This window comes from Rossellomorea sedimentorum (assembly GCF_046237645.1).
GTDB classification, from domain to species: Bacteria; Bacillota; Bacilli; order Bacillales; family Bacillaceae_B; genus Rossellomorea; species Rossellomorea sedimentorum.
In genome coordinates this window covers 1,190,564-1,207,384 of the sequence record NZ_CP143546.1, presented here as the reverse complement: position 1 = coordinate 1,207,384, position 16,821 = coordinate 1,190,564, and the positions used below count along the sequence as shown (strand labels likewise).

Genomic DNA, 16,821 nt, shown 5'->3' with positions numbered 1-16,821 from the left:
TGGCCCGGGAATCCAGCTATCGGCTCAATGAGTAACTGAATACCTGCAGATGCTGTTCACAAAATCCACTGATTTCACCCTCCAAAAACTACTAACAGACTCCCGAATGCCCCACTGTAATTAGCAGATACTATCCGAAAGCGAACGGTAGTAAAGCTATTTGTTTGAGATATTTTTCGGCGATTGCTAAAATAAAACAAACAATCAATGCAAAAAGGAGTCTACTTATGGAGAAACATAAGACGCCATATGAAACAATTGGCGAAAAAAAGCTCTCAATGCTTGTAGATGCTTTTTATGCAAGAGTGGGGAAACACCCTGATTTAATTCCCATATTTCCGAGTGATTTTTCTGAAACCGCCAGAAAACAAAAACAGTTTCTCACACAGTATCTGGGCGGACCGCCTTTATATACAGAAGAACATGGCCATCCTATGATGAGGGCCAGGCATTTAAATTTTGAAATAACACCAACGAGAGCAAAAGCATGGTTGGCGTGCATGAGTGAAGCCATGGACGAGATCGGTCTTGAAGGGCATTTTCGTGAAGAGTTCTTCTCCAGACTTGTACTGACAGCCAGACATATGGTGAACACGCCTGATAAGACACATGGTGAAGAAAGTTGAGCAGCATGAATAACAATAAGAACCTTCAAAGGTGCCGCCCTGACAAAAAACCTCTGGAAATATACATGTTCATCGATCCTCTCTGCCCGGAATGCTGGGCATTGGAACCGATCCTTAAGAAGCTTCATATTCAGTATGGGCAGTATTTCAGAATTAAAAATGTCTTAAGCGGAAAATTGACCGCGTTGAATCTGACTAACAAAAAGAAGCAAGAGAATATGGCCAGCCAATGGGAAAAAACAGCAAGCCGTTCGGGAATGTCCTGTGACGGGAATCTATGGTTTGAAAATCCGATTGATTCTCCTTACTTGGCTTCCATCGCCATCAAAGCGGCTGAATTACAGGGAAGACATGCGGGAATCCGTTTTTTCAGAAAACTGCAGGAAACCTTGTTTTTAGGGAAACAAAACGTATCAAATCTCGAAGTGCTGACAGACATTGCCCAATTCAGCAAGCTGGATTTACAGGAATTTAAAAATGATATTCATTCCGAATCTGCTTCAAAGGCTTTTCAATGTGATTTAAGAATAACGGCTGAAATGGATGTGGATGAAATTCCTACCCTCGTCTTCTTTAATGAGAATATTGAAGATGAAGGAATAAAAGTTACTGGAATGTATCCGTTTGAAGTATACGTACAGATTCTGGAAGAAATGCTTTCCATTAAACCGGAACCGGAAGCTCTCCCTTCTCTGGAAAACTTCCTTGAGTATTATCAAATGGTTGCAACTAAGGAAATTGCGGTTGTTTATGATATGAGCATGAATGAGGTTGATAAACAAATGAAGAAGTGGATGCTTCAGAAAAAAGTTGAAAAGGTTCCCGCGAAGCACGGAACGTTTTGGAGATACCTCTCTTCTTAATCGGCTAAAACAATATATTAACATAAGATAAAGAGAAAACCCGCTGTCCAAGACAGCGGGTTTTCTTATACAAACAAAGGGGATGGGAGAAATTTTTCACGGTCAAACAAAGGGGTATATGTTTGTTGTGATCAACTTCTTGTACATAATATAGCATGAGACAACTTGTATGTGCAAGTTGTTTGTTTATTATTTCACAATATTGTCAAATTGTTTTATAACTGTTTTTTAATTTATTCTAAACAGCAAGTATTATAAACATGTGTTTTCATATAATTGTAAGGAGACTTCTTTAGGAGGCCTGTTAGATCATGAAACCTGATATAAAGTTGACCCTCTTGATTCTATTTATTGTGCTGGCTTTCGTCATTAATATCTTTGGCCTGATGCATCTTTACCCTATATACTTTACATCCCCTCTTCTGTTTTTATCACTTCTTTTGTTGGTGAATTATTTCAATAACCGGAAGAGATTCAAGGGGTTTAGACATTGACGAATTTCGTTTCCTCCAGAAATGGAGGTTTTTTTCTTTTGGCTGTTTTCTAGTCTTTGTTGCATTTTTTCTAAGGAGTACAAAAGATATAGCCATAACTCACAGAAATCATCCAGGTAAGTAAGCAGAAAGAAAGAGCAATCACCCTGTTCAGAGAAAAAAGCTATTGTACCCCCTATGAATATTTCAGAAAACAACTATCAATACGAAATAGCTTTGTTTTGGCTGGCTTGATAACTTGAGGGCCTCTTACAAGACACTTTGGAGATCGATTTGAGGATGTAATGGCCTTGAGGCCCTTCCTCAAGACACTTTAGGGATCGTTTAGAGGATGTAATAGCCTTGAGGGCCTCTCTCAAGACACTTTGGAGATCGTTTAGAGGATGTAATGGTCTTGAGGGCCTCTCTCAAGACCATTTCAACTCTCTTTTTGCCGCTTCATGGTCTTGAGGCCCTTCCTCAAGACACCTTGGAGATTGTTTAGAGGATGTAATAGCCTTGAGGGCCTCTCTCAAGACAATTTAGGCTCTCTTTTTGCCGCTTCATGGCCTTGAGGGCCTTCTTCAAGACACTTTGCAGATCGTTTAGAGGATGTAATGACCTTGAGGCCCTCTCTCAAGACCATTTCAACTCTCTTTTTGCCGCTTCATGGCCTTGAAAGCCTTTCTCAAGACACTTTGCAGATCGTTTAGAGGATGTAATGGCCTTGAGGGCCTCTCTCAAGACACTTTGAAGATCGATTTGAGGATGTAATGGTCTTGAGGGCCTCTCTCAAGACACTTTCAATTCTCTTTTTGCCGCTTCATGGCCTTGAGGGCCTCTCTCAAGACACTTTGGAGATCGATTTGAGGATGTAATGACCTTGAGGGCCTCTCTCAAGACCCGTTGGTATCATCAGATAGCAGATAGCAAATAGCAAACCCAAGAAGAAGAAAAAACCTCAACTGTAGCACTGCCTCCTAATCACCTAATTGCTAAAATCTCTTCCTGGTTTTGTATGGAAAAGAGCTCAAAAACAACAAAAAAGACCATGATACGATGATCATGGCCTTCCTGTTACTTCTTATTAAGAAAGCATCTTTTCCATTTCATTTAAACTTTCTTCGAATACTTTCAGGGCTTCTTCAATCGGTTGAGAGACTGTCATGTCCACGCCCGCTTTTTTCAATACTTCAATGGGGTAATCAGAGCTTCCCGATTTCAGGAATTCAATATATCTTTCCACTGCCGGCTGTCCTTCTTCAAGAATCTGTTTACTTAATGCGGTGGCCGCGCTGAAGCCGGTCGCATATTGATAAACATAGTAATTGTAATAGAAATGAGGGATGCGTGCCCATTCCAGGCCAATTTCCTCATCAATAGTAATGTCTTCTTCACCGAAGTACTTTTTATTTAATTCATAGTACTCCTTGGTCAGCATTTCAGCAGTCAATGCTTCACCTTCTTGAGCCTTCTTATGAATGATATGCTCAAACTCAGCAAACATCGTCTGGCGGAAGACGGTTCCTCTGAATCCTTCCAAGTAATGATTCAGCAGATACAAACGTTTCTTCTCATCATCAATCGTATTAAGCAGGTGATTATTCAACAAAGCCTCATTACAAGTCGAAGCTACTTCTGCTACGAAGATTGAATAATTGCCATAAGGATATGGCTGGAATTTCCTTGTATAATAACTGTGTACACTGTGGCCGAATTCATGAGCCAGAGTAAACAGATTATTAACATTATCCTGCCAGTTCATGAGGATGTATGGATTTGTTCCATATGCACCGGAGGAATAGGCTCCGCTTCTCTTGCCCTTATTCTCGACAACATCCACCCAGCGGTTCTCGAACCCTTCCTTCAGCAGTTCAATGTACTCATCACCAAGCGGTGTCAAACCTTTAAGGATCATGTCCTTTGCCTCATTATATGAAATCTCCATCTTCACTTCTTTTACAAGAGGAGTATACAAATCATACATATGAAGCTTATCAAGTCCAAGCACTTTTTTGCGGAGCTTGATATATCTGTGAAGCAGATGCAGATTATCATTTACCGTCTTAACTAGATTTTCATAAACGGTCTCCGGAATGTTGTTGGCAGACAGGGCTGCATGACGGGCAGAATTATAGTTACGCACTTCAGCACTAAAATTATCTTTTTTAACCGTGCCGCTTAGGGTGCTTGAGAATGTATTCTGAAACTTGCCGTAAGTTTTATATACAGCCTTGAAGGCTTCTTCCCTTACACGGCGGTCATCACTTTCCAAGAAACGGATATAGCGGCCGTGTGTAATTTCCACTTCTTCTCCATTCTCGTCTTTGATACTCGGGAATTCCATATCAGCATTATTCAGCATGCCGAATGTATTGGCTGATGAGCTCAAAACTTCAGATGCCTGGGCAAGAAGCGCCTCTTGCTCAGCAGATAAAATATGTGGTCGCTGTAAGTTGATTTCTTCCAAGGCGTGTTTATACAGCTTAAGATCTTTATTTTCCTCTAAGAAACTGTTAAGTCTGCTCTCTTCCATCTCCAGTATTTCCGGAACAAGATAAGCAAATGAGCTGGACAGCTGTGTATATAAGCTTTTGGCTCTGTCATCAAGTCCCTGATAATAAGAGTTGGTTGTATCCTGGTCATATCTCATATGAGAATAGGTATACAGCCTGCCCATTCTCTCAGACACTTCATCTTGGAATTTCAGTGCTTTGTAGAGGTGTTCTGCACTTTCAGAAAGTGTCCCCTGATAACTGCCTGCCTCTTTAATCAGTTTTTGTACTTCTTTATATTCTTTTTCCCATAAGTCGTCACTCGCAAAAATATCTTCGAGTCTCCATGTCAACTCTTCCTTAATATCCTTACGATTCGGAAGACTCTTTACTGCTGTTTCGTTTGCCATATGTATCCTCCATTCTTTCGTATATCGAAATTCAACCTTCCTTCTTACATTCTCTATCAAAAAAGAAATTCCTGCAAGAGATGGGTTATTTCGTCAAAGCCATCAAGCTCTTCCACTGTTACTTTGTATGAGGAGATAATAATATATATTCCATACCGCTGACTTTTTTTATTATGTCTCTTTTTTCTAAAACCAACAAATATTCTTCCAAGGCTTGTTTTTTAAGTTGACTATTTGTTAGAGGCAGGCTGCGAAAATGAACCAGGCCGGAATTTGCTCTATTATTCAGGCAGCTTGTTATTTCTTCGACCAATATCCGCGTCCCTTTCTTTTTGTTTTTAAAAACATCACACCATAAGAAATACTGCCATTCGACCGGGTGGCTTTTAAAGAGTATCATATGTTCTGTTGGAAGCCCGATGAACTCAGGCAGATTCATTAAATGATCGCGGTTTAAGTATACTGCTCTTAAAAAGGGATCTTTCACCCCGCGGTTGTATGTCATTCTTCTGGTGATCCAGGCTTTATTATCAGCAAAATGACAACTCATTTGATTCTCTCTATTGTTTTTAGATGGAAGTGTGAATGGAAATGGAATGGATGTGACAGACAAAGAGTGTGTTTCGGAAGTAAACGTATTTGAGGAGACAGGGGAAAGGTTATAGAAAAAATGAATGCTCTCTGTATCGCTGTTGAAATAGGCTAACCAATATCCAGCATGCGGGCTGTGACGAATAAAACTTTGCTGAAAAGTTGATAAAACTATGGTTCTGGCTCCTTTGGCCTTTACTCTTTTCCCTAATATCCAAATTGGTTCAATACCGGCTTGAATATAACCTTTGGTCCTCTCAGCAAAATCAGTAATGCTTATTGGCGAACATTGATATTCTATAGCAAACCTTCTCCCTTCACTACGTATGAATAAATCGGGTCTTTGTTGAATACCTGGAAGATATGTTTCCAAAGTAACATGAGGAAGAAAAGTAGAGAAGTGTTGAAAAAGGATGGTTTTTCCTTTCATATGCTGGTGGGTTTCAGGTTCACGGATGCCCTCACAGCGAATCCTTGATTTGTGAGCAAAATGAGGAATCTTGATATGGCCGGCTTTGATAGTAAGGGGAGCGCAGCATTCGGGACAAAAGAATTCGTCGTCTTTCAACTTATTTATTTCTTCTGATGACAATCGGGTCAACGTTATTATTTTTTGACGTTTATTCAATGCGGTCAGCATACGTCACCTCCTGTCTATATCATTCGCTTCTGCAGAGGCTATCTCCTTTTTAGTCACAAAAAAAACGCATCCTCATTTTTCGAGAATGCGATGTGTATGATTTAACTGAAATGTTTGGTTACCGTATTGAAGACATCTTCTTCCATTATGGAAGTACCGTACTCAATCAATCGATGCACAGTCAAACTTGATTCATTTCCGTACTCAAGCATGATGCTCAATACATTGTCGATTTCTTCCTCTGTAAAGTATTCATCTGAAAACTCGAGATGAATATAATAAGTTCCTTCATAGGAGAACAACTTCGTTGAAAGATGTTCATAGGTCGAAGCGGACATTTTCTTGGATAGTGAAATGACATCTTCAAAATCCTTGAACTTTATTGTGAATTCCAAAGCCCCTTCATTCTCTGCTGAATCCTGTTTCATTTGAAAATGCTGATCGAGAAAATCTTCTATTCGTTCATCAACAGGCAAGTCTTTGATTTTATCTTCTGGAATAGGCAGTTCGAATTTCTGCCCGTCCTTAGTAACTTGTGCCCTTGTCACAAGAACTTCCAGACCTTTATCAAGAGCTTGTACTTGGATCCACAATGGACCTTCAATCGTAAAATTCTCTTCCTGGTGAACTTCATCCATCATTTCCCAGAAAAGTTCTTCACTTCTCTCCCGGTTATACCAAATTTCTTCCCGGTCGAACCCTCTTTCCTCTATATCGCCATATGAAATATAAAACTTTACAGTATTATCATTAATGCGTTCTATCTCCATCAAACACCTCTCCCTTCTGTTCAATGTTGGTGAAGGGACTGCACCCCTGAGCAACTAGCTCTGAAAATGATGTAGGCTATTTACACTAATTTATCCTTTTGGGTTTTTCTCACTAAAAGTATATGCAGAGAAAAAGCTTGCCCCAAAGAACCTCGATGATAAGCAATCTCAGTTGAATTAGTTTATACCTTGTACTCCTATTTTATGATAAAACATGAAGAAATGGAATTAAAAATATGCCTATTTTTCACTAAAGAAAGATCAAATACATTCCAGTGTTTTGGTTAGTTTAGCTTAATTTCATTGAGAATTCAAGTAATAGTTCTTCCTTTGTTTATCTAATAACCTTAGATAGGAGCTTCAAAACCTAAAATGAAGCATTCCTGTTTACATTAGGACCTTTCCGCATGTATTATATCTATTTGTAAGAGATACTTGATTCTGTTTTATATGTGCGCCTCCCCGGCTGCTCGCTTGCGGGGGACGTCTTGTTGGCACACAGACTCAGGTACTCCTGTCACTAGAGTGAAAGCAACCCGATTAGAAGCGACAGACAAATGTTTCGAAGAAAAACGTTCTTATGCGGGTGGTTGGTCCAGTGGGCTAAACGCTGATAGTAGACGTCCCGCAAGTGTCAGAGGAGATCACATTCCTCACGCTTATTCCAAGCAGTAATGTTTCTATATTTAAAGCCAACGTCTCTAAAAATACAGCCTAAAAAAAAGACCTTCATGTAGAGACATGAAGGAAATGAATATATATTAGTTGACCATACGCTGCGCTTCAAGTAGCTGGAATGTACGAACTCTTCTAGGCAGGAATCGACGAATTTCATCTTCGTTGTATCCTACTTGGAGTCTCTTTTCATCCATAATAATAGGTCTGCGTAGCAAACCAGGGTTTTGCTGAATCAGTTCAAAAAGATTCTGTAATGGAAGAGCATCAAGTTCAACATTAAGCTTTTGGAATGTCTTTGAACGGGTAGAAATTATTTCATCTGTACCGTCTTCTGTCATTCTCAGGATTTCCTTAATCTCGTCAATACTTAACGGCTCTGAGAAAACATTTCTCTCATTATATGGAATTTCATGATCTTCTAACCAAGCTTTCGCCTTACGGCAGGATGTACAACTAGGTGAAGTGAACAAAGTTACCATGAACCATTCACACTCCCTTATATTATTAAGACTTAATTCACAAGTAGAGTTTTCTTAAACTTAACTTTATTAGATAATAATTAGTTTAAAGAAGAAATCTCTATTATGTATTATACATGAAAATTATTCAATTGAATATAGTTTTAAATAAATTGTCAGCGTAATATACAGAGGTTAAACACTCTTAAGGTCTTAATTCACATTTACCCGAAAATAAAACACTTAAACCAATTTTTTTATCTTTTTTTAGATTTTTTCCCCCTACAAGCACCTTGACTAATTTAGTTTAATAAAAGCAAGGGACTTCCCATGACATCCAGCCCATCGTGCATGAACTGCCTGTTTTATGGCCTGCAGACTAACAGCTGTAAAAAAACCTTGTTGAAAAAATATTCAACAAGGTTTTCTCATCGTTCAGATATCTTTGAGAATATCCGTATTCTTTTCTTCTTCTAAATTCAAAACCTCTTCGGCCGGCTGATAAGATGCACCATAAAATTTTGTGTCCTTATAAGTATGGATAAGTTCATAGGTTTTGATCATCGATTGGTAGACCAATTCTTCGGATTCATTGTTCGGGGCCCAATACAGGATTTCCATCTCATTGATTTCATTAGTTGCAAGAGAGCGGCGGCGGTATCCTATACTTGAGGCATGCTCAAAGCCTTCCCTTTTATAGAACTTCAGCCTTTTTTCTGTATCTGTATCTTCATAATCTACCGGCTCAACTTCAAGAATGATTGGCTTTCCTTTCTTTTTGAGCTTCTCGATCAACTTATGTCCCAACCCTTGTCCTCTCGCTTTCGAAGAGACAAAGAGATAATCAATAAAAATAAAGTCTTTCAGCTCAGCATACATCAAGACATGATATTCATCTTCATCCTTATGATAAATATCACTCCGCTCTCTAAGCAGAGATTCCATATGCTCTTTTGATTTCATTTCTTCCACAGGAAAATATTGATTTAACTTCTCATACCAATGCATGGATCTACTCCTTCTTTTTCATTTAAGTCATTTTTTTTGATTGTGTTAATGCCCATAATTATTATTACCTGACAGTTCAAGATACTAAACACCGCTGTGAAATCTGTTCCAAATTATTTTAGGGATTAACGGTTGCTTTCAAGAAGATAGGAAAGCAGCAAGTGGGATAAAAAGTGGATGTAAAGCGGTTTATATTACCAATTTAATTGTACCTTACCGAGAAGAAAAGTCAAACCAAACGCAGGCGGGATTTACGTTGCAATAAGGTTATTTATAGAGTCAAACGAAAAACCAGCAGGTAATCCTGCTGGTTTTCGATATATTAAGGAGTGAAGTCCACATTCTCTGTGTAGTTATTGCTTGCATTCCATAGAAGATATTCGTTGATTCCCTGGTCTTGAAGCGCTTTAATTTGCGCTTCCACTTCTGCCTTTCCATACTGTTTGTAATTCCCGGATCCCAGCCATGATGCTGTAAAGTCCTGCAGCCAAGGGCGTGAAGTCGGAGGAGTATCCAGTTCGGCCAGTTTTTTGTTTTCAAGTTTTGCATATTCTGTGATCAGGTTATATGGTTCCAAATCCGGTTTACTAATGCCAAAATAGGAGGTCCAATGACTCGGATAGATCATGGAGGAAATGACATCCACATGTTCAGAGATCTTAGAGAAATTCTGTCCTATTCCTGGTGCCTCAGGCAGTGTAGCCGTGTAACCAAAAATGTCCACCGAAACGTCTACTCCATAAGGTTCGAGCTGTTCTTTGGCATAAGCAACAAAATCTGTAACAGCGTGGACCCTTTTTTGTACATTATCAGCATCCATATCGGCATAGTCACCCATACTGTACTTTAACTCAGTATCCCTCTTTTCAAATCCTTCAGGGAATCGAACATAGTCAAACTGGATTTCCTGAAAGCCCATTTTTGCAGCTTCGATGGCAATCCCAACATTATAATCCCATACTTCCTTCATAAAAGGATTAACGAACGATTCACCACGGCCGTTTTTCCAAACCTCGCTTCCCTCGAGGTAAGATAACTCAGGTCTCGCTTTCGATAAGACGGAATCCTTGAACACTACTACCCGGGCTATAGGATATATCTGCTTTTCTTCTAATCTCTCAAGCATCGCCCGTGGATCCTTGATATAAGATTTGCCGATATCTTTATATTGGGATTGCTCCGTCTCATACGTAATATTACCCCAGTCATCTTTGATATCAATGACCATGGAATTAAGGTCAGTATTTTCAATTAAGTCAATTAGTCTGTCAAAACGGCTGCCTCCAGCAGAGTGGCCCGTTACATAGATACCTCTGACAGCATCCGGATATGTAAACTCCAACCCTGAATCATAGAAAAAGCGAGAGAGCTGCTGAGGAAGCTTTTTCTCTTTCAAATTCATCTTAAAAGCCGAGTGGCTTTGGACTTCCTGACCTTCATTCTGTTCAGCACCAGCTGTGTTAAATGGCAAGAGACAGAGCGCCGAAATACCGATTGCTGTCATTGCACTTCTGAAATTCAAGGGTAATCTCTCCTCTTTAAAAACATTTTAGTAATAGTGTTCTATTTTCATAATCTCTTATAGTATATACCCTATTTTATCAATGGATGAGCATTATATAAAATATTTTTTAAAGAGTAATGTCGAAATTTCCAGGGAAATCATCGTTAAAGTTTAGCAAGAAATGCTGGGGGTGTGCACATTAAAAAGACCTCAGAAATTATTCTGAGGTCTCCCATGGAAATTAGTGTTTGTATTGAGCTTTGTATTGAGCAAATTCTTTCTCTGAGCAGTAAACGAAATGACCTTCAGCTACTTCACGAAGTTCTAATTGATCGTCTTCTGAGTAGTTATGGACCGCAGGGTCATACGTTTTACGCTTGCGTGAACGCTCATAGTCAGGATCCGGAAGCGGAATCGCTGACAGAAGTGATTGGGTATAAGGGTGCAGCGGATTCTTGTATAACGCATCACTTGGTGCAAGTTCTACAAGTTTACCAAAATACATAACCCCAATTCTGTCACTGATATATTTAACCATAGAAAGGTCATGGGCAATGAAAAGGTAAGTTAACCCTTTTTCACGCTGAAGCTCCTTCATCAAGTTAACAACCTGCGCCTGAATCGACACATCCAATGCTGAGATCGGTTCATCTGCAATAATAAAGTCAGGATCTACCGCAAGGGCACGGGCGATACCGATACGCTGACGCTGACCGCCTGAGAACTCATGCGGGTAACGGTTCGCGTGCTCTTTATTAAGGCCGACAGTCTCAAGAAGTTCATGAACCTTTTTCAGGCGGGCTTCTGCAGAAGTAGCCAGTCCATGGATATCAATTCCCTCCGCAATTAAATCCGCTACTTTCATACGTGGATTCAAGGATGCATATGGATCTTGGAAAATCATCTGCATTTTGCGGTTGAATTTTTTCAGTTCTTTACGGGATTTTTTACCGTGAACGTCTTCACCTTCAAATAAAACCTGGCCATCTGTAGCATCATAAAGGCGGATGATCGTACGGCCTGTAGTGGATTTTCCGCAACCGGACTCACCAACCAGTCCTAATGTTTCACCTTTATAGATATCAAAAGTAATATCATCGACAGCTTTAACCATGTTTGGTTTTCCTGGGTTGAAATACTGTTTAAGGTTTTTGATTTCTAATAATTTTTCTGCCATTATGAACGAACCTCCTCAAATAATACCGGCTCATCATAGTTGGAAGGCATTTTGCGCTGTCTTAATTTAACAGCTTCCGGCGGCTCGACTTTAGGAGCACTCGGATGCAGCAACCAAGATTTGACGAAGTGTGTATCTGACACTTTATAAGTCGGTGGTTCTTGTTCGAAATCGATCTTCATAGCGTACTCACTTCTAAGAGCGAATGCATCTCCTTTTGGAGGATTCATCAAGTCAGGAGGAGTACCAGGGATTGCTTGGAGCTGCTGCCCTGTTTCTGTATCCAATGTCGGCATGGACGCCACAAGTCCCCAAGTATATGGGTGTCTTGGATCATAGAAAATTTCATCTACAGTACCTGATTCTACAATTTGTCCACCGTACATAACAGCAACCCTGTCAGCTACGTTTGCAACGACACCAAGGTCATGTGTGATGAAGATGATGGATGTTTCAATTTTATTCTGCAAATCCTTCATCAACTCAAGGATTTGAGCCTGAATCGTAACGTCCAATGCAGTAGTCGGCTCATCCGCGATGAGAATCTTCGGATTACATGCAAGGGCAATCGCGATAACGACACGCTGTCTTTGTCCACCAGAAAATTGGTGCGGGTATTGTTTGAAACGTCCCTCAGGATTCGGAAGACCTACAAGCTTTAACAATTCAATCGTACGCTTTTTAGCCTCTGACTTACTCATGTTTTGGTGCTTTAGAAGAGGCTCCATAATCTGTTTGCCGACTGTCATAGTCGGGTTAAGAGATGTCATTGGATCCTGGAAGATCATTGAGATGTCTTTTCCGCGGATTTTCTGCATTTCTCTTTCAGACAATTTCGCTAAGTCTCTTCCTTCAAAATTCATTACACCATTTTTAATAAATCCAGGAGGATTCGGAATAAGTCTCATAATCGCCTTTGTGGTAACAGACTTACCAGAACCTGATTCACCAACAATCGCAAGTGTTTCACCTTTATCAAGATGGAAGTCCACACCGCGAACGGCTTTAACCTCTCCCCCGTATGTCGTGAAGGAGACTTGTAAATCTTTTACATCTAATAATCTAGTCATTTTATTCTACTCCTTCCACTATTTACGCATCTTAGGATCTAGTGCATCACGCAATCCGTCAGCAAGCAAGTTAAAGCTCAAGATAATTAGCGAGATTACTACAGACGGGATAAGCATCATATGTGGATAAGACTGGATGGATCTGTACCCTTCATTAACCAATGATCCCAATGACGCTTGTGGCGCAGCGATACCCAATCCGATAAAGCTTAGGAATGCTTCAGTAAAGATCGCGGTAGGAACTGTAAACATTGTTGTAATAATAACAGGACCCATTACGTTTGGAAGCAAGTGTTTCCAAATCAATCGGTTGCTTGTTGCACCCAATGTACGGGATGCAAGGACGAATTCCTGGTTTTTCAACTGAAGAATCTGTCCGCGGACTATCCGCGCCATACCGGTCCATCCGGTAATAACCATTGCCATCGTGATGGTGAATAGTCCAGGCTCAAACACCAGAATAAACAAGATTATGACAATCAAGTTAGGAATCCCAACAAGGATTTCTATGATACGCTGCATAAAGTCATCGATTCTGCCGCCATAGTAACCGGATACTCCTCCGTAAGCGATACCGATGATTAAATCAATTACCGCTGCAAGGACACCGATATATAGGGAAATTCGAGTTCCCTGCCAAGTTCTGGTCCAAATGTCACGTCCTAAATCATCCGTACCAAACCAGTAATTTTTATCAATTTGGCGTGTTTCATATGCATCGTAACCGTCTTGGTCAATCCCATCAAACCACGGCATCCATGAAAGCGCTTCAATTTTAGGAGGAAGCTTTGCGTGACGGATTTCTTGATCTTTATATGACATTTCAGTCATAGCCGGTCCAATAATAGCCATGATGATAACAAAAATCATGATTGCCAGTCCGACAATGGCACCTTTGTTTTTGAAGAGGCGAAGCCAGGCATCGTGCCAAAAGCTTAGACTCGGTCTTCCTATGACTTCAGATTCTGACTCACTTGCACGTCTAGGTTGGAAGAGGTCAGGATTAAGATTTTCAAGATCTGCTCTTTTGTTTGTGTCCATTATTTCTTCCCTCCAGCCAAACGAATACGAGGGTCAATTATTCCATAAAGGATGTCCACAAGGAAAATTACTCCGACGAACAAGATACTATAGAATAATGTTACACCCATGATTACTGTATAGTCATTCGTGTTGATTGAGCTGACGAACTGAAAACCAAGACCAGGCACGGCAAAGATCTGCTCAATTACAAGTGTACCTGTCATGATACCAACAGTCATCGGCCCTAAAATAGTTACGATTGGGATCATCGCGTTTCTTACTGCGTGCTTTAACACTGTTGCTGTTTTAGATATCCCTTTAGCTTTAGCAAGCAGGATATAATCCGAACCTAAAACTTCTAACATCTCTGTTCTCATGAAACGGGCAATTGTGGCTACAACCCCTACCGTTAAAGCCATAGTTGGCAGGATAGTGTGTTTGAACTCACCCCATAATGCTACCGGAAGCCATTCAAGCTTAACTCCGATATAATACTGCATTAAGCCGGCGAATACGAAGGCTGGTATCGAAATACCTAATACGGCTATGGTTGTCGCACCATAGTCAATCCAGGAGTTATGGCGTAATGCCGCAATAATCCCTAATGCTAAACCAATGATAGTTCCTAGTACGATTGCTTGGAAACCAAGTTGTGCGGAAGGACCAATACGATCACCGATAATTTGTGTAACCGGACGATTGTCGTATTGAAAGGACAAACCTAAATCACCTTGTGCTAAGTTTGTCATGTAGTTTACGTATTGTACTGGGAGAGGATCGTTCAAACCATATTTATTTAGGATGATTTCCTGCTGCTCTGGTGTAAGCTTTTCTTGGTTTGTAAGCGGTGATCCAGGAAGGAGCTTCATCAGAAAGAATGTGGCTGTTGCAATGATGAATATTGTTATAAACATATAAGCAAGTCTTCTTAAAGTGTACTTAATCACTTCTTAGCCCCCCTTTTTCTTTATTTTTATTTTTTTGGCTACCTTACATATTATACCGTATTTCGACAAATTTTCAATCTATTTATTAAATTGCAATTTTTATCGATAATCAGTGGAAAAGGAGAGTGTATGCCAATGCATACACTCTCCTTTTGAAAGTTTGTTTCATTGAGCTATTATGAGTTACTCAATGTGAGCCCATTTGTAAGATGCGTCAGCACCAAACGCGTGGCGAAGAACTCCTTTAACATAAGGGCGCTCTAGGTATGCAGAACCTCTTTGGTACATTGGAGAGATTGCAGCATCTTCAAATAGGATTTTTTCAGCTTCTAGCATTGCATTCCAACGAGCTTCTGGATCGTCAAGCAATGTAGTTTTTGCTTCTTCTACTAACTTGTCATACTCTGGGTTAGAGTAGCCCATTTGGTTATGAGCACCATCAGTAACGAACATATCGATGAACGTCATTGGATCTGGATAGTCTGGACCCCAGCCAGCGAATGAGAAGTCATATTCACCTTTAGATTCTAGGTCAAGCTTTTGTTTGAAAGGTTGTTGAGAAATCGTTACTGTAAGACCTTCAAGGTTAGACTCAAGCTGTTCTTTCAGGTACTCACCGATTTTCTTAGCGTTATCAGAGTCGTAGTTCAACAACTCAAGAGATACTTCTTCAAATCCAACTTCTTCTTTCGCTTTAGCCCAAGCTTCTTTAGCAGCTTCAACGTTTGTTTCATTGAACTTGCCATTAGACTCACGGAAGTCAGTTCCGTCAGGACCGTATACGAATTCTTGTGGTACTAGGAAGTAAGCAGGAACAGATCCGTTGTTAAGAAGAACGTCAACAAGACCTTGTTTGTCCCAAGCCATATCAACTGCTTTACGAGCATTTACGTTAGCCAAAACTTCACTTTCTTGATTCAAGCGAAGGAAGAATACAGCAGTATCTGCACGTGTTTTGAAGTTGTCATCACCTTTGTACTTATCAACGAACTCTGCAGAAAGACCTGCGATATCCGCTTTGTTTGTTTCATAAAGGTTAACACCAGTAGCTGTGTCTTTTACGATGTTGAAGTTGATTTCTTCAAGCTTAACAACATCAGACTCCCAGTAATCTGCATTCTTAGTCAACTGGAAGCTTTGCTCATGTTTCCACTCGTTAAGAACGAAAGGACCGTTGTAAAGAGTAGTGTCAGCTTCTAGACCATATTGGTCACCTTGCTCAGTTACGAATGCTTCGTTTTGCGGGTAGAAAGTCGCGAAAGAAAGCAACGCTTTGAAGTAAGGAACGTTTGTTTCAAGTTGAACTTCAAGAGTTTGAGGATCTAATGCTTTAACACCTAGCTCGTCAACTGGAAGTTCACCAGCGTTAACTTTTTGAGCGTTCTTTACATCATACATGATGTAAGCATACTCAGCAGCTGTATCTGGGTTCAAAGTCTTTTTCCAAGCATATTCGAAGTCGTTAGCTGTTACAGGCTCACCATTGGACCAAACAGCATCTTCACGGATTTTGAAAGTGTAAGTCTTACCGTCTTCAGAGACAGTAGGTTCTTCAGCAGCCATACCTAGAACTGCTTCATCGTTTTCACCTAAACGATAAAGACCTTCGTAAACGTTGTTCATTACTAGGAATGAAACTGAATCTGTTGCTAGAGAAGAGTCCATGGATGGGATCTCTGATCCACCTAGCAGGTTAAGTACTTGTGGTTTTTCTTCTGCCGGAGCTTCTTCTTCGCCGCCGTTATTGCCTGCAGTGTTGCCATTGTTACCGCCGTTGTTGTTAGCAGCGTTGTTTCCGCCACAAGCAGCAAGGAATGTAGCAAGTGCCAGTAGAAGCACTAGAAGAAATGAAAACTTTTTCTTCATCTTGAAATTGACCTCCTCGTATTTCATATTTATTTATCTTCCGATTTGTCAGAAGATTCGTTTTCTATTATACAACATACAGAAATTATTGCAATATTAATTTAACAGTTTTTTTGCAAAATTATCACTTTGACTCCAAAAACCCTTATACACCAATGCTTCAACGTTCGTTCGGGCTGCAGACCTTCTATTACAATCTTTACAAAAATGCCGTTTTAAGTA

At 40.1% G+C, this 16,821-nt stretch carries 13 protein-coding genes; 2 read left to right on the top strand and 11 right to left on the bottom strand.

Going from position 1 to position 16,821, the window contains the following annotated elements:
• Positions 1-227: 227 nt before the first annotated feature.
• Both V1502_RS05915 and V1502_RS05910 read left to right on the top strand, forming a co-directional pair.
• A complete protein-coding gene (locus V1502_RS05915; protein ID WP_409253443.1) occupies positions 228-626 on the top strand; it encodes a globin in 399 nt (132 codons plus the stop codon).
• Positions 627-631: 5 nt separating this feature from the next.
• Entirely contained in the window at positions 632-1,489 is an 858-nt protein-coding gene (locus V1502_RS05910; RefSeq protein WP_409253442.1) for a ClpXP adapter SpxH family protein, read from the top strand.
• A 1,560-nt stretch (positions 1,490-3,049) separates the two neighbouring features.
• Here V1502_RS05910 and pepF read toward each other — a convergent pair.
• From pepF to V1502_RS05855, 11 genes are all read right to left on the bottom strand, one after another.
• Complete coding sequence (gene pepF / locus V1502_RS05905; RefSeq protein ID WP_409253441.1) at positions 3,050-4,867, bottom strand: oligoendopeptidase F; 1,818 nt, start codon at positions 4,865-4,867, stop codon at positions 3,050-3,052.
• 118 nt (positions 4,868-4,985) lie between these two features.
• Positions 4,986-6,098, bottom strand: a complete 1,113-nt coding sequence (locus V1502_RS05900) for a competence protein CoiA (RefSeq protein ID WP_409253440.1) — start codon at positions 6,096-6,098, stop codon at positions 4,986-4,988.
• Between the two features lie 101 nt (positions 6,099-6,199).
• Entirely contained in the window at positions 6,200-6,868 is a 669-nt protein-coding gene (mecA, locus tag V1502_RS05895; RefSeq protein WP_409253439.1) for an adaptor protein MecA, read from the bottom strand.
• A 761-nt stretch (positions 6,869-7,629) separates the two neighbouring features.
• Entirely contained in the window at positions 7,630-8,025 is a 396-nt protein-coding gene (gene spxA, locus V1502_RS05890; protein WP_006837718.1) for a transcriptional regulator SpxA, read from the bottom strand.
• A gap of 414 nt (positions 8,026-8,439) precedes the next feature.
• Complete coding sequence (locus V1502_RS05885) at positions 8,440-9,012, bottom strand: GNAT family N-acetyltransferase (protein WP_409253438.1); 573 nt, start codon at positions 9,010-9,012, stop codon at positions 8,440-8,442.
• Positions 9,013-9,334: 322 nt separating this feature from the next.
• The gene (locus V1502_RS05880) at positions 9,335-10,516 is read right to left on the bottom strand and encodes a putative glycoside hydrolase (protein WP_409254292.1); all 1,182 of its coding nucleotides are present in this window, start codon (positions 10,514-10,516) and stop codon (positions 9,335-9,337) included.
• A 241-nt stretch (positions 10,517-10,757) separates the two neighbouring features.
• On the bottom strand, positions 10,758-11,693 hold the full coding sequence (locus V1502_RS05875; protein ID WP_409253437.1) for an ABC transporter ATP-binding protein: 936 nt from the start codon (positions 11,691-11,693) through the stop codon (positions 10,758-10,760).
• Entirely contained in the window at positions 11,693-12,763 is a 1,071-nt protein-coding gene (locus V1502_RS05870) for an ABC transporter ATP-binding protein (protein WP_409253436.1), read from the bottom strand. The genes V1502_RS05875 and V1502_RS05870 overlap by 1 nt, the downstream gene beginning before the upstream one ends.
• Positions 12,764-12,781: 18 nt before the next feature.
• Positions 12,782-13,804, bottom strand: a complete 1,023-nt coding sequence (gene opp3C / locus V1502_RS05865) for an oligopeptide ABC transporter permease (RefSeq protein ID WP_409253435.1) — start codon at positions 13,802-13,804, stop codon at positions 12,782-12,784.
• Positions 13,804-14,733, bottom strand: coding sequence for an oligopeptide ABC transporter permease (opp3b, locus tag V1502_RS05860; protein WP_409253434.1), 930 nt, complete (start codon positions 14,731-14,733; stop codon positions 13,804-13,806). Before opp3b ends, opp3C begins: the two co-directional genes overlap by 1 nt.
• 183 nt (positions 14,734-14,916) lie before the next feature.
• The gene (locus V1502_RS05855) at positions 14,917-16,599 is read right to left on the bottom strand and encodes a peptide ABC transporter substrate-binding protein (protein ID WP_409253433.1); all 1,683 of its coding nucleotides are present in this window, start codon (positions 16,597-16,599) and stop codon (positions 14,917-14,919) included.
• Positions 16,600-16,821 lie beyond the last annotated feature (222 nt).

What these genes read in the sequence shown, in the direction of transcription:
- V1502_RS05915 (WP_409253443.1), top strand. Translation starts at nt 228, where the DNA reads ATGGAGAAACATAAGACGCCATATGAAACAATTGGCGAAAAAAAGCTC.
- V1502_RS05910 (WP_409253442.1), top strand. Translation starts at nt 632, where the DNA reads ATGAATAACAATAAGAACCTTCAAAGGTGCCGCCCTGACAAAAAACCT.
- pepF (WP_409253441.1), bottom strand. Translation starts at nt 4,867, where the DNA reads ATGGCAAACGAAACAGCAGTAAAGAGTCTTCCGAATCGTAAGGATATT.
- V1502_RS05900 (WP_409253440.1), bottom strand. Translation starts at nt 6,098, where the DNA reads ATGCTGACCGCATTGAATAAACGTCAAAAAATAATAACGTTGACCCGA.
- mecA (WP_409253439.1), bottom strand. Translation starts at nt 6,868, where the DNA reads ATGGAGATAGAACGCATTAATGATAATACTGTAAAGTTTTATATTTCA.
- spxA (WP_006837718.1), bottom strand. Translation starts at nt 8,025, where the DNA reads ATGGTAACTTTGTTCACTTCACCTAGTTGTACATCCTGCCGTAAGGCG.
- V1502_RS05885 (WP_409253438.1), bottom strand. Translation starts at nt 9,012, where the DNA reads ATGCATTGGTATGAGAAGTTAAATCAATATTTTCCTGTGGAAGAAATG.
- V1502_RS05880 (WP_409254292.1), bottom strand. Translation starts at nt 10,516, where the DNA reads ATGACAGCAATCGGTATTTCGGCGCTCTGTCTCTTGCCATTTAACACA.
- V1502_RS05875 (WP_409253437.1), bottom strand. Translation starts at nt 11,693, where the DNA reads ATGGCAGAAAAATTATTAGAAATCAAAAACCTTAAACAGTATTTCAAC.
- V1502_RS05870 (WP_409253436.1), bottom strand. Translation starts at nt 12,763, where the DNA reads ATGACTAGATTATTAGATGTAAAAGATTTACAAGTCTCCTTCACGACA.
- opp3C (WP_409253435.1), bottom strand. Translation starts at nt 13,804, where the DNA reads ATGGACACAAACAAAAGAGCAGATCTTGAAAATCTTAATCCTGACCTC.
- V1502_RS05855 (WP_409253433.1), bottom strand. Translation starts at nt 16,599, where the DNA reads ATGAAGAAAAAGTTTTCATTTCTTCTAGTGCTTCTACTGGCACTTGCT.